At 38.6% G+C, this 13,682-nt stretch carries 10 protein-coding genes; 2 read left to right on the top strand and 8 right to left on the bottom strand.

The features are described from left to right. Positions 1–319 precede the first annotated feature (319 nt). From JNG87_RS16330 to JNG87_RS16350, 5 genes are all read right to left on the bottom strand, one after another. Positions 320–1,897 (bottom strand): Na+/H+ antiporter, encoded by a 1,578-nt coding sequence (locus tag JNG87_RS16330; protein ID WP_202839653.1) that lies wholly within the window; start codon positions 1,895–1,897, stop codon positions 320–322. 83 nt (positions 1,898–1,980) lie between these two features. Continuing rightward, complete coding sequence (locus JNG87_RS16335) at positions 1,981–2,514, bottom strand: dihydrofolate reductase family protein (RefSeq protein ID WP_202839654.1); 534 nt, start codon at positions 2,512–2,514, stop codon at positions 1,981–1,983. 71 nt (positions 2,515–2,585) lie between these two features. Then, positions 2,586–3,320 (bottom strand): helix-turn-helix transcriptional regulator, encoded by a 735-nt coding sequence (locus JNG87_RS16340; RefSeq protein WP_202839656.1) that lies wholly within the window; start codon positions 3,318–3,320, stop codon positions 2,586–2,588. A 345-nt stretch (positions 3,321–3,665) separates the two neighbouring features. After that, positions 3,666–4,985 carry an aspartate kinase gene (locus JNG87_RS16345; RefSeq protein ID WP_202839658.1) on the bottom strand — a complete coding sequence of 440 codons (1,320 nt, stop codon included), beginning with the start codon at positions 4,983–4,985 and terminating at the stop codon, positions 3,666–3,668. 222 nt (positions 4,986–5,207) lie between these two features. After that, a complete protein-coding gene (locus JNG87_RS16350) occupies positions 5,208–5,903 on the bottom strand; it encodes a VIT family protein (RefSeq protein WP_202839660.1) in 696 nt (231 codons plus the stop codon). A 181-nt stretch (positions 5,904–6,084) separates the two neighbouring features. Here JNG87_RS16350 and lgt point away from each other — a divergent pair, with 181 nt between their 5' ends. Next, positions 6,085–6,921 carry a prolipoprotein diacylglyceryl transferase gene (lgt, locus tag JNG87_RS16355; protein WP_202839662.1) on the top strand — a complete coding sequence of 279 codons (837 nt, stop codon included), beginning with the start codon at positions 6,085–6,087 and terminating at the stop codon, positions 6,919–6,921. 78 nt (positions 6,922–6,999) lie between these two features. Here the strand turns inward: lgt and JNG87_RS16360 are convergent, their stop codons facing one another. Next, positions 7,000–7,755: an SDR family oxidoreductase gene (locus tag JNG87_RS16360; protein WP_110009175.1), complete on the bottom strand. Its 756-nt coding sequence runs from the start codon at positions 7,753–7,755 to the stop codon at positions 7,000–7,002. 684 nt (positions 7,756–8,439) lie between these two features. On the opposite strand from JNG87_RS16360, the gene JNG87_RS16365 reads away from it, so the two are divergent. Then, positions 8,440–8,868, top strand: a complete 429-nt coding sequence (locus tag JNG87_RS16365; protein WP_002981005.1) for a cold shock domain-containing protein — start codon at positions 8,440–8,442, stop codon at positions 8,866–8,868. A 244-nt stretch (positions 8,869–9,112) separates the two neighbouring features. Here JNG87_RS16365 and JNG87_RS16370 read toward each other — a convergent pair whose 3' ends face one another. Both JNG87_RS16370 and JNG87_RS16375 read right to left on the bottom strand, forming a co-directional pair. Then, complete coding sequence (locus JNG87_RS16370) at positions 9,113–10,564, bottom strand: efflux transporter outer membrane subunit (RefSeq protein ID WP_202839664.1); 1,452 nt, start codon at positions 10,562–10,564, stop codon at positions 9,113–9,115. Continuing rightward, on the bottom strand, positions 10,545–13,667 hold the full coding sequence (locus JNG87_RS16375; protein WP_202839666.1) for an efflux RND transporter permease subunit: 3,123 nt from the start codon (positions 13,665–13,667) through the stop codon (positions 10,545–10,547). Before JNG87_RS16375 ends, JNG87_RS16370 begins: the two co-directional genes overlap by 20 nt. Positions 13,668–13,682 lie beyond the last annotated feature (15 nt).

The following is a 13,682-nucleotide window of genomic DNA, read 5'->3' on the forward strand; positions in this document are numbered from 1 at the left end:
AAAAATTCTACATATCCGATCTAAAGCTTAATGTTAACAACGATTCCACCTCACAAAAATGCACCCCCGTTATAAGAAGCTTTTACCTACTTTTGAATTATCTAACCTTTATTTTCAGTATAATCTGATTATTTTGAAATTGCCGGCAGAAAAATTCAGTCTCTAAAAATAACTGATTAAGAAAAACAATGTAGTGTGAGGATCATTTATCTGAACTATGTCTGTGAAAGGAGACTCAATAAAAATTATAAAAAAGGGTCCGTTACCAACTCATGAAAACGGACTCTTAATAATCAGAATTAATTGTGACTGAATACTATCAGCCTTTCATATTCAATCTTTCCTCCTGCAAGTCCAATAGTCTCAGATGTTTTCTGATGATATTTTCATCCAGTAGCAATTCCTCACGGTTTTTATGGATAAGCCAGCTTCTTTGGGTGTCGAGAATGTCAATATAAATATGTCTGTATTCTTCGTAATTTAAAATAATTTCAGAACTGCTCAACTGGTTTTCATATTTCTGTAACTGATCTTTCAATGCGGGAAAACTGTCTATTTTATCAGCATAGTCGCTCCGGATTTTATCAAGTGCTACTTTTGCCAGACTGTTCTGAATGTCGTAATCGATTTCTTTTGCACTTCTTACGAAATCACGGTCGACCGGCGGAAATTTCTTAAGTAAAAAAGGAAGCGTAAGTCCTTGCAAAAGCAGCGTTACCAGAATCACAATAAATGTAATAAACAGGATCATATTTCTTTGTGGAAACGGAGATCCATCATCTAAAGTCATAGGAATGGAAAGTGCTGCCGCCAGGGAAACTACTCCCCGCATGCCGGTCCATCCAATAATCAGGGGAGTTTGCCAGCCTGGTGACTGTGGATCCGCAACGGTAATAAAATTTCTCATAATCAAGGTGGTTATCAACGCTCCATATCCTGCTAAAATCCGGACAATAATCAGGACCATAGTGACTGCAATTCCATAGCCAATCGCAGTGTAAATATCTGTGTCGCCTAAACCTGAAACAATTTCCGGTAAATCTAACCCGATAAGCATAAAAACAATCCCGTTTAACAGAAAGCAAAGACTTTCCCAAACTGTTACCGTACGTATCCGGGACGCACTGCTGAGAAAATCATGGCTCCGATAGGAAAGAAACAGTCCTCCGGTTACTACTGCCAGGACTCCTGATGCATGCAGTTGTTCTGCAGCCAGATACATAGAAAACGGAGCAATAAAAGTCAGCAGAATATCTATATTTGAATCGGTAGGTAACATTTTATGGATTTTCAGAAAGACGTACGCTATTACAAGTCCGATCCCCATACCTCCGAAGCACATCCATACAAAACTTCCGGCTGCTTCATGCCACACAAACTGTCCGGTTGCAGCAGCAATCATAGCAAACCTGAAAATAATCAGAGAAGAAGCATCATTCAGCAAACTTTCCCCTTCCAGAATGGAAGAAAGCCTTTTCGGAACCTTTACAAATTTCAGAATTGCCCCGGCACTCACGGCATCAGGTGGAGAAACAATCCCGCCCAATAAAAAACCAAGAGCCAGAGAAAACCCGGGAATAAAATAATTGGCAAAAGCTGCTACAGACAATGCAGTAAAGAAAACCACAACAAAAGCAAAGCTGAAAATAATCCTGCGCCATCTCCAAAGTTCTTTCCATGAGGTTGACCACGCAGCTTCGTATAGCAAAGGAGGTAAAAAAATGATAAATAGTAATTCAGGCTCTATTTTAACAGGCGGCACTCCGGGAATAAAACTGATGACAAGTCCGGCCAATACCAGCAAAACCGGATATGCTACTTTAATCTTATTAGCCAGCATGATCAGCATGGTAATTAAGAAAACCAGGAACAGATAAAATTCAAAGTTTTTAAGCATAGGAAAAATTTAGATACTTAAATATATATTAAATTTTTAAAAACCATACCCATTTTACTTACCGCAGTTTTATCGGAAAACTATTACTTTTTTCTATTATAATGCAGCTGTATCAATCCGGTTTCAAATGTTTTTGCAGTAATATATTCAAGTGCCTGCTCGGGGCGGCCATCTTTAAAAAGCTTTGTTCCGCCGCCTAATAAGACAGGAATCACAGAAATAATAAATTCGTCTATCAGATCATGCTTCAATAATTCATTGATTATTTCAGCACCACCATCACAATATATATTTTTTCCTTCCCTGGATTTTAAATGGTTAACCAATTCTGTTATATCTCCTGTATAGAAAGTCGTTCTGCCCTCTTTCGGCCTTGTTATTCCTGTGATTACGTAAACATCCCGCTGGCCGTTGTCATAATGAGACGGGTCAATTTCTTTCATCACATAATCATAGGTTTTCCTACCTACAATTACAGTGTCAATTCCGGCAGTAAAGTCCGCATAGCCGTAATCCTCACCTTCTTTTTCAACGATTTTCAGAAAGCTCAGGTCGTCATTGGGCTGGGCTATATAGCCATCTAAGCTCATAGCAATAAAAAGTGATAGTTTTCGCATTGATTTTAGTTTTAATATAGCAGCAAATTTATTTCTACACAACGATCTGCACTTTGTAAAAATGCGACAAATTAAAGAAATGAAGGTGCAAGTCCCGTATTTCGTTTGATTTCATTGGTAAGATGCGAATGATCATAATAGCCGCATTCAAACGCAATTTCCAATAAGCTCCGGTTTTGATCTGAATCTTTAATCAAACTCATAGCATACTGAAACCGGATAATATTTGAATATTCCCTGGGTGATAATCCGATTAGCTTTTTAAAATTCCGTTCCAGCTGCCTTACAGTCGTACAATGTATTTTGGCCAGCTCGTTAATACTTATCTTTCCGTTTACTGAATGTATATGATTAAGCACTTCCTGTAGCCGGATGTTTTTGTTTTTTAATCTATTGGAAAAGAACTGGTTAAAATAATAGAAAGGGTTGTCAGATGTTTTCTCAACACTAAAGGAATGGACTTTATCAAATTCAACAGTGGCATTTGTCAATTCATTTTGTGAGGCATAGCTGTAAAAATTTGAAAAAGTGGCAGGTTTCAGACACACGCCTGCTAAATGGGTTTCGCTATCAATACAACTATCTTTAAAAGTATTCATGGCACCCACTACATAAGTCTTTCCATGTTCCATGGTGAATAAGCCATTATCCGTTACACATTGATCTCCCAAATTGATGAGTATACCTGCGCAGCCATCCGGGAAAACCCTTTCCCATTGTCTTTCTATGAGATTTTCTTTCAATTCCCAATAGAAATGGATAAAAGGTTCTAATTCTTTACAAGGTTTTGCTTTTTTGTACTGCATGGCTTATACAATTCGCTCTTTAGGTTATCTGTAAGTATTAGTTAATATTTTTAATAGTACATATTCTGATGTATTTTAAATATACAAAAATATCCCTTTACAGATGATTTCTATACCCAATCTTATTCTCAACAAGGAATTATGTATTTAATGTAATGGTGACTTCGTTACATAAATAAATCCCAGCCTGTAGTCTGGGATTCATTGTTCATAAAACGTTCATACAAAATAACCATGAAATGTATTTTGGTCTCTTCAGATTGCACACTTACCTGCTATTTTAACTCTGATGATGATCAGATTTAAGAAATAGTATAATCATCTTATTGAGAATTGTAATTATTTTTAAAACAATCTGTTATGAAGGGATCTCAAGGCTTCTATCTTGTAAGCAGATGAAACAAGCAGTGAAATATTATTTTCACTTCCACCATAGGAAATCATTCTGATCGGAATATGTTTTACCGCCTCGGAAACAATAGTGGCATATCCGTTGTTGTTTTTTCTGAAATCTCCTACGATACAAACGATAGACTGTTCGTTATCAATCTCAACGGCTGAAAAAGATTCCAGTTCTTTCACAATTTCAGAAAGATAATCGGTTTGGTCTATGGTAAGTGAAACAGCTACTTCAGAAGTAGTAATCATATCAATAGGGGTTTTATAGCGTTCAAAAACTTCAAAAACCTTTCTTAAAAATCCGTAAGCCATCAACATTCGGGAAGACTGAATACGGATTGCCGTAATATTATCCTTTGCTGCTATAGCCACAATCTGATTTTGATTGGTAGTTTCTCCGGAGATCAAAGTTCCGGACGCACTTAAATTCATCGTATCCAGCAATCTTACGGGAACATTATATTTTCTTGCCGGAAAAACACTTTGCGGATGAAGAATTTTAGCTCCAAAATAGGATAATTCGGCAGCTTCGTCAAAACTAAGTCTGGCAATAGATTTTGTATTTTGAACATATCTCGGATCATTATTATGGAATCCGTCAATATCTGTCCAGATCTGGATTTCTTCAACCTGCAGTGCCGCTCCTAATAAAGAGGCTGTATAATCTGAACCTCCTCTTTGTAAATTGTCAATTTCACCCTCAGCATTTCTGCAGATGTACCCTTGGGTGATAAATAAGGTTTCCTCCGGGAATTCTGCAATTTTACGTTCTGCATGTTCTCTGATGTAATCGATATTCGGTTCTTTATCTTCATCAATCAGCATGAAATCAAGCGCTGACAATAATACTGACGGAACTTCAATTTCTTTTAAGTGTAAATGGAAAAGCGTTGTTGAAATAATTTCTCCCTGAGCCAGAATAACACGCTCTGCACTGGAGTTAAAGTTTTTATTTTTAAACTGATAAAACAGATCAAATATTTTGTCAATGAATAGTAATGCTTCTGAAATACCTTCTTCAGTTTTAAATAGCTCATTGACAAATTTTTTGTATTTGTCGTACAGTACATCAATATGTTGGTAAGCGGCTTCAATATCTTTGTTCTCATACAGCTCTGATAATTTTACCAAATCGTTTGTAGTTCCGGAAACAGCTGATAAAACAACAAGGTGTTTATCTGCTGCCTGAGATCTGATGATCGGTAATAACTGTTCGATTCTCTCCGGACTTCCTACTGAAGTTCCTCCAAATTTTAATACTTTCATAATAGATATAAATTGTTAAATATTTTCCAAAAAAAAAGAGCTTGTCGTGATGACAAGCTCCTGATATATTTTAGTTTCTAACCAAAGGAAAATGACTCACGACGTTCGACGTAAGTTCTGTTTCTTTGCTTTTTTAAGGTTAGATAAAATCATTTTCTTTTTTTGCTGGGCAAATATACGGATTTTTATTAATCTCACAACAAAAATCATTTTATCCGGCATTTATGCAACATTAACCCCGAAAATATGCCCTACCAATGCTGTAATTCCCATCGCAACGGTTCCCCAGAAACAGATTCTTAATACCGCTATCTTAATGCAGGAACCTCCGGCTCTGGCAGAAATTGCCCCCAAAAGCATTAAAAAGATGATTGAAAAACCATATTGGAAATACACCATTTGTTTGAGTGGCGCCAAAAGAGAAACGGTAAAAGGCAGTAAAGCTCCCACAGCAAATGAACCGAATGAAGCCATTGCTGCCAGCAATGGCTTGGCCTGTGTTATTTCATTAATTCCCAGTTCGTCACGGGCATGTGCTCCAAGCGCATCGTGTTCTGTAAGTTCAATAGCTACCTGCATTGCCGTTTCCTGGGTACAGCCTCTTTTTTCATACACTTTGGCCAGTTCTCTAAGCTCTATTTCCGGCATCTCTTCAAGTTCCCGCTTCTCGCGTAGCAAATCTGCTCTTTCTGTATCTTCCTGGGAACTTACAGAAACATATTCACCGGCAGCCATAGACATTGCCCCGGCAATCATACCTGCTAATGCAGCAAGGATAATGATATGACGTTCCGGTTCTGCCGCCGCAACTCCAATGACAATACTTGTGGTGGATAACAATCCGTCATTTGCTCCCAATACAGCTGCCCTAAGCCAGCCTACCCTGTTTACATAATGTTTTTCCAGCTGATGATGCATAAATTTTCTTTTTGGTGGCAGGCTAAAGTTACCCAATATTTCGTCAAGAATCATTTTAAATTATATTCATTCTTACAGGGAAGGCTCCCCAATACAGCATTAATACACTATAAATCAAAACATAACATTACAAAACAGCATCATTCTGTTCAGAAAATCCTATTTTCTTATCTTTGCAGCAATGAATTTATTATATATCAACTGGAATATTAATCCCGAAATCGTCAATATCTTAGGACTTCCCATAAAATATTACGGATTATTATTTCTTACGGGACTTGTTTTATCACTTAATATTTTAAAAAGAATTTATAAAAAAGAAGGCCTTAGTTCACAAGCCCATGAGGCTTTATTCTCCTACGCCCTGATCGGAATTCTGGTGGGTGCAAGACTGGGGCACTGCTTTTTTTACGATTTTGATTATTATTCACAACATCCGCTTGAAATATTTTTACCTATTCAAAAAGGACCGGATGGGGTTTATCATTTCACCGGATTTGCCGGTCTTGCCAGCCATGGCGGCGGTATTGGTCTGGTGATTATGCTTCTCATTTACGCAAGAAAATATTCTATCCCATTCATGACCGTTCTGGACGCCATAGCGATTGTACTTCCGCTGGGTGGTACTTTCATCAGGCTGGCCAATCTCATGAATTCTGAAATTATAGGAATTCCTACTGATGTTCCATGGGCTTTTATCTTCCGTCAGGTTGATGATCTTCCGAGACATCCGGCCCAGCTTTACGAGGCCATCTCTTATTTTATCATTTTCCTCTCTGTTTATTTTATCTACAGGAAGAATATCTTTAAAATCGGAAAAGGGTTTTATTTCGGAATAAGCATTCTGCTGATCTTTATTATGAGAATCCTGATTGAATTTATCAAGGTGGATCAGGTAGAATTCGAACACGGAATGAGCTTAAATATGGGACAGCTTCTGAGTATTCCGTTTGTTCTTCTCGGATTATTCTTTATGATCAAAAGTATACTGGAGAAAGGAAAGGTTAAAACCACTTAATTTCCTTATTCTTTTACCATAAAAGAACTCACTGAAAGTTGTTTTCAGTGAGTTCTTTTTTTAATGGATTTACAAATACTATCTTGTTGTATATCCGCCGTTGGCAAATATGGTCTGCCCCGTAATCCACCAGCCTTCTGTTACCAGGAATTCCACCAGCGGAGCAATATCCTTAATATCGGTAAGCCCTCCCAATGCGGATGCAGACTTATGATAAGCGACAGCATCGTCAGTTTCCTGTCCGTAGAAGAAAGGAGTATCCATCGGACCAGGTGCTACTGCCGTTACAGAGATACCTCTTGCCCCAAATTCTTTGGAAGCCGCTCTTGTAAAATGCTCTACCGGTGCTTTTGCTCCTGCATACGTGGAATACAATCCGGTGTACGCTGCCAGCAATGAAGTAACAATCGTACAGATTTTTCCGTGATCGTTTAGTTTTTTACCCGCTTCCTGTAAAAAGAAATACGCAGATTTCGAGTTTACATTGAACATGGTGTCATATTCAGCTTCCGTCGTTTCAGAAAATGGCTTTTTCAATACCATCCCAACAGTATTGATGGCAATATCCACTCCTCCGAAACGGGAAATAGTTTCATCGAAAAACTTCGTGATATTGTCTACTTTGGTAAGGTCTCCCTGAAATAAGAATGCTTCCGCTCCTAATGCCTGTACCTCAGCCAATGTTTTTTCACTTTCAGCTCTTGAGCTTTCGCTGTTGTAGTGGATAGCCAGCTTTGCTCCTTTTGAGGCAAAATCTCTGCTTAATAATCCTCCTAAGTTTTTACCTCCTCCGGCAATTAAAACCACTTTTCCCTGTACATTTTGTGTTGACATGTTTTTATATTTAAATGTTAATAAAACAAAGGTCAATAATAAAAATGGCCTCAACATGGTGAAATTTTCGGGAATTTTTATTTATTCATTTAAACCGAATAAAAAATGTTTATTATTTTATGTAAACAATAGTTTTTAATAGAATGCTATTTACCAACCAGATACACTTCGGAACACGTCATTTCAGTTAAACACTCCTATATAATTCCCAAACCAACCTCCATTTTAGGCATAACATTTGATACCTTCCTCCCGTATCACGCACCACCACTTCATTTTTAATATATTTTTTTATAATCCTCAGACTTCTGAGGATTTTTTTATAGTATTATTACAATTTTATGTACTGCTTCACACAGAACACAAGCATTAATTAAAACCATTTCTGATAATCAATCATTTAAAACCTGATTATTCATTTTATTGTTGTATATTTGCATATTAATAAACCAAGTCATTACTTTGTTTTCTGTAACGACCCGAATATTTTTTATTCAGTCTTTGCCTTTTGAGCAGCCATCTTTTTAACTTTTATTCTTCTATTAAAGAACAATACTTGTCGGAATTTTAAAGCTCTGTATGATTGGAAATATCCAAGACAGGAAACATCGGCAGGCTTTATAGGTCTGATACAGACCAGATTGAACCAATTAATTTATAGAAACTAAATACTAAAAATAATTTATGGCAGATTCTTTTTCTAAAAAGGAAAATTTCAAGAAAAAAATTCAAAAGCAAAAAGAAAAGGCGCTAAGACGCGAAGAACGTAAAACGAACAACAACAAAGGGAAGGACATGGAGGATGTATTCATGTACGTGGATGAATTCGGAAGATTAACATCTACTCCCCCTGAACAAAGACAGGAAGTAAATCTTGATGATATTCAGTTGGGTGCAGCACCTATTATTGAAGAAGATCCAAGAAAAACAGGAATTGTTACTTTCCTGAGCGAAAAAGGATATGGTTTCATTACGGAAGATAATTCCAAAGAAAACATCTTCTTCCACAATAACAACTGTGCAGAGCCGGTGAAAAAAGGAAACAAAGTATCTTTCGAAAAAGAGAAATCTCCTAAAGGATTTTCTGCTGTTGAAATTCAGCTTGTTAAATAATATGTACTAAAAGTGATTTTGTTCTGACAACAGATTCATTTTAAACCATACACAAAGAGACTGCCCGTTAGGACAGTCTCTTTTTTTAGGGACATATAAAAAAAGTTAACTTATAAAAAGTTAGATTGTAACGCAATATGCCGGAATTATTTCAATGATCATTACGGGAATCCGTAACCTTTGATTACATTATAAAAGAAGCTGCCTGAAAAGACAGCTTCCTTCATCGTAAAAAAAGTAAAAATTAATCCAGTTTCCCTCCCAGTGCTTTAAAAAGCAGGACGTTATTTCTGGTATTCTGATGCTGGAACTGTAGTAAATCCAGTTCAGCAGTTAATTTGCTCTTCTGTGAATTGATCAGTTCAAAATAGTTGGCGTATCCGGTAAGGTACAGATCATTGGAAACCTCAACACCACGGTCTAGAAAGCCTACTTCTTCTGATTTCAGTTTCAGAACGCGTTCATAGATCTTAGTTTGTTTCAGAATCGACTGCAGTTCATTAAAAGCTGTTGTGATACTTTTCTGATAGTTTAAAAAGGCAATTTCCTGCTCTTTGCTCGCTACCTTAAATTCATATTTCAGCTGCCCTTTATTGAAAACAGGAACCATTAATCCTCCCAACAATTGTCCGGCCAGTGAACTTGGTTTAAACAGAGTTTCAACGGAAAAAGAATTCAGTCCGAAACCGGCACCCAGATCAATCTTAGGATAAAAAGCAGCTCTTGCAGCCTTTGCATCAGCCTGAGAAGCTTCTAAAACATAATAATTGGCAGCTACATCCGGTCTGGAATGGATCACATTTTCTACATTAATGGTTTTATTTAATACTTCCATATTGGTAGGCATCAGTATTTTACCGCGCTTTACCTCTCCGCCATAGCTTCCCGTTAATGTTGTGATCGCCTGTTCTACTGTAACAATTTCCACTTTGATGTGTTCAATCTCTGCCAGCCAGTTGTTATTCTGGGCTTTAAACTGCTGAACTGCCAATTCCGTAGCTTTTCCCACTTCACGCTGGGCCAGAACAATTTCAAAGGCTCTTTGCTGAAGTTTATAGTTTTTCTGATAAATCGCAAGACGGTTATCTAAAGCAACCAGCTGATAATAGAGATTCGCAATATCTGTAAAAAGCTCTACCTGCAATAATCTTAATCCTTCCGTTGAAGCGAGATATTTTTTCTGCGCAGCAATCTTCTTATTTTTCAGCTTTCCCCAGGCATCAATTTCCCAGCTGCTTCTTGCTCCCAGCCAGTAATTAGGAGTAAAATCCCTGTTGATTTTCTGGTCTTCCGTAATATTAGGCGAAAGGTTGGTATCATAGTTTCCGACACCTTCCATTGTATATTTACCATAATGGTTACCGGAAACCTCTGCTCCCACTTCAAGAGATGGCAGCAGATCCATCTTTGATCTCTGAAGGAAACTGTTGGCAATCTCCACTCTCTGCTGTGCAATCTGGAAATCAGGATTAGCCTGAACCACTTTATCAAAAAGCTCAAGCAGCTGTGGATCCGTAAAGTAAGCTTTCAGGTTGATCTGCCGGAACTCATCAGGGTTTTTATTTTGATCTGCTTTAATGATCTCTTCTGGTAATTGCTGAGCCTTTTTCAGCTCCGTTACTTTGGGAACAGCACACGAAACAAGGCTCAGTGATGCTATTCCGTACAATATATTTCTATGATTTAATCTTTTCATTTTTCTTCTTATTTTCAAGTTTTGCAAAGAATATATACAGTCCCGGAATCACTATCAATCCGAAGATGGTTCCAATCAGCATTCCTCCTGCTGCTGCCGTACCAATGGAACGGTTACCGATGGCTCCGGCTCCCGATGCAATACATAGAGGAATAAGTCCCGCTACGAATGCAAAAGACGTCATCAGAATCGGTCTCAGACGCTGCCTTGCCCCTTCAATAGCCGCAGGAATGATATCAAATCCCTGTTTATTTCTTGCCACGGCAAATTCTACAATCAGAATGGCATTTTTGGCCAGAAGTCCGATCAGCATGACCAATGCCACCTGGGCATAAATATTATTATCAAGACCCATAATTACCAATGCGATATAGGAACCGAAAATTCCTGTCGGAAGGCTTAATAATACCGGCATTGGAAGAAGGAAACTTTCATACTGTGCCGCTAATAAAAGATACACGAATAAAAGACAGATCGCGAAGATATAAACGGTCTGGTTTCCTGATAGGATTTCTTCTCTTGTCATTCCTGACCATTCAATATCGAATCCCCTTGGTAAAGATTCTTTGGCTACACGTTCCACAGCAGCAATAGCATCCCCGGAGCTGTAACCGTCTGCGGGTTCTCCATTGATCATAGCAGACATATACATGTTGTACCTTGTAAGTACTTCAGGACCGTATACTCTTTCGATAGTAATGAAAGTAGAAAAAGGAACCATTTCGCCTTTATCATTTTTTAAATATAAATTCAGAATACTTTCAGGGGTATCCCTGTGCTCGGGACTTGCCTGCACCATCACTTTATACATCTGGCTGAAACGGATAAAGTTCGTAGCGTAGTAAGATCCCAGCATCGTCTGCAGCGTAGACATCGCATTGTCTACAGATACTCCTTTCTTCGCTGCCATATCATAATCCACATTGATCATGTACTGCGGGAAAGTAGCATCAAAACTGGTAAAACTGTTCTGCAGTTCGGGCGCTTCATTGAGTTTTTTAACAAAATCCTTGGTGATCTTATCTGTATTTTCAATCGTTCCTCCGGTTCTGTCCAGCAAACGTAATTCAAAACCACTGGTATTCCCGAATCCGGGAACGGTTGGCGGTGCAAAGATTTCAATCTGGGCATCTGCAATACCTTTTGTTTTATCAGAGAGTTCTGCAATGAGATCATTTACTGAAATACTTCTTTCTTTCCAGTCTTTCAGGTTGATCATCGCCATTCCGTAAGAAGAACCTGCAATTTCAGTTACGATACTGTACCCTGCAAGTGTGGTCACGTTTTCCACTCCTTTGATCTTCTTGGCAATAACCGTCACTTCATCCAACACCTTTTCAGTTCTTTCTACCGTTGCGCCCTGCGGAGTGGTAACACTTACGTACACCATTCCCTGGTCTTCCATTGGGATAAATCCGGTTGGCAGGAATTTGCTGGTCACAAAAGTAAGTCCTACAAATAGAAATAACAGCCCGAAAGTTACCGTAGTTCTTGTGGCAAATTTTGATAAAATACCTACATAACCATTCGTCAGTCTTTCAAAACCGGTATTGAAACTCTGGAAAGCCCTGTCGATGATCGTTTTCTTTTTATTGTGATCATGAGGTTTTAAAATAATCGCACAAAGTGCCGGAGTAAGTGTCAATGCATTCACCCCTGAAATGACAATACTGATGGCCAGCGTTAATGAAAACTGACGGTAAAATACTCCTACAGGACCATCCAGGAAAGCCACAGGAATAAATACCGCAGACATAACGATCGTAATCGCTACTACTGCTCCTGCAATTTCTTTGGTGGCACTGATGGTGGCATCCATCGCATTCATTCCTTCTTCCATTTTCACGTGGACGGCTTCAACGACGACAATGGCATTATCGACGACAATTCCGATGGCCAGAACCAACGCAAACAATGTTAAAAGGTTCACTGAGAAATCCAGCATATTCATGAAGGCAAAAGTTCCTACCAAGGCTACCGGTACTGCCAGTACAGGAATCAATGTGGAACGCCAGTCCTGAAGGAAGATAAATACTACAATTCCAACCAGAATAAAGGCCTCAATAAGCGTTGTCAGTACCGCACTGATGGAAGCATCAAGGAATCGGGAAACATCATAAGCCATGTTATACTCCATTCCGGGAGGGAAAGAAGTGACCTTTAATTCTTCCATTTTTGCTTTTACGCTTTCGATAACTTCAGATGCGTTGGAACCCGGGCGCTGCTTCATCATAATGGATGCAGAAGGTCTTCCGTCTGTTTTGGAAACCATTCCGTAGTTCATGGCTCCAAACTCCACTTTAGCAATATCTTTAAGCTTTAAAATGGTTCCGTCCACATCAGATCTGATGGGAACTTCTTCATATTGTTTAGGCTCAAAAAACTTTCCTTTGTATTTTATAACATACTGAAGCTGGCTTGAGGTTTTACCAGAGGTTTCCCCTACTTTTCCAGGCGCAGCTGAAATATTCTGTTTTTGCAGGGAAGTGATTACCTCATCTGCAGAAATATTGTACGCTGCCATTTTCTGAGGATCCAGCCATACTCTCATCGAATATTCTTTCTGTCCCATAATTTCAGCACGTCCTACTCCATCAATACGTTTCAATTCCTGAAGGACGTTGATATCCGTAAAGTTATAAATGAACTGTTCATCCTGGCTCGGATCTGTACTGGTGATATTAAGGTACATCAGCATACTGTTCACCTCTTTTTCAGTAGTTACCCCGGCTCTGATTACTTCTTCAGGAAGTTCATCAAGAATAGTGGTTACCCTGTTCTGAACGTTTACTGCAGCCACATCAGGATCTGTTCCTACTTCAAAGAACACCTGAATAAGGGTAAGCCCGTCATTGGAAGTCACCGTAGACATATATGTCATCCCCGGCACCCCGTTGATGGCACGCTCCAGAGGAAGGGCTACCGCATTGGCAGACACTTCGGCGTTCGCTCCTGTATATTTTGCTGTAACGGTTACTGAAGGCGGTACAATATCGGGAAACTGGGTGATTGGCATTTTCAATAACGCCATAATTCCCAGCAATACAAATAATATGGAAATAACCAACGAAAGAACCTTCCGTCTTATAAACATTTCTACCATAGTCGATTGATTTAA

The sequence above is a fragment of the Chryseobacterium cucumeris genome, from assembly GCF_016775705.1.
Taxonomy (GTDB): Bacteria; Bacteroidota; Bacteroidia; order Flavobacteriales; family Weeksellaceae; genus Chryseobacterium; species Chryseobacterium cupriresistens.

Bases quoted from the DNA above. Each gene is read 5' to 3' on its own strand.
- JNG87_RS16330 (WP_202839653.1), bottom strand. From the start codon at position 1,897: ATGCTTAAAAACTTTGAATTTTATCTGTTCCTGGTTTTCTTAATTACC.
- JNG87_RS16335 (WP_202839654.1), bottom strand. From the start codon at position 2,514: ATGCGAAAACTATCACTTTTTATTGCTATGAGCTTAGATGGCTATATA.
- JNG87_RS16340 (WP_202839656.1), bottom strand. From the start codon at position 3,320: ATGCAGTACAAAAAAGCAAAACCTTGTAAAGAATTAGAACCTTTTATC.
- JNG87_RS16345 (WP_202839658.1), bottom strand. From the start codon at position 4,985: ATGAAAGTATTAAAATTTGGAGGAACTTCAGTAGGAAGTCCGGAGAGA.
- JNG87_RS16350 (WP_202839660.1), bottom strand. From the start codon at position 5,903: ATGCATCATCAGCTGGAAAAACATTATGTAAACAGGGTAGGCTGGCTT.
- lgt (WP_202839662.1), top strand. From the start codon at position 6,085: ATGAATTTATTATATATCAACTGGAATATTAATCCCGAAATCGTCAAT.
- JNG87_RS16360 (WP_110009175.1), bottom strand. From the start codon at position 7,755: ATGTCAACACAAAATGTACAGGGAAAAGTGGTTTTAATTGCCGGAGGA.
- JNG87_RS16365 (WP_002981005.1), top strand. From the start codon at position 8,440: ATGGCAGATTCTTTTTCTAAAAAGGAAAATTTCAAGAAAAAAATTCAA.
- JNG87_RS16370 (WP_202839664.1), bottom strand. From the start codon at position 10,564: ATGAAAAGATTAAATCATAGAAATATATTGTACGGAATAGCATCACTG.
- JNG87_RS16375 (WP_202839666.1), bottom strand. From the start codon at position 13,667: ATGGTAGAAATGTTTATAAGACGGAAGGTTCTTTCGTTGGTTATTTCC.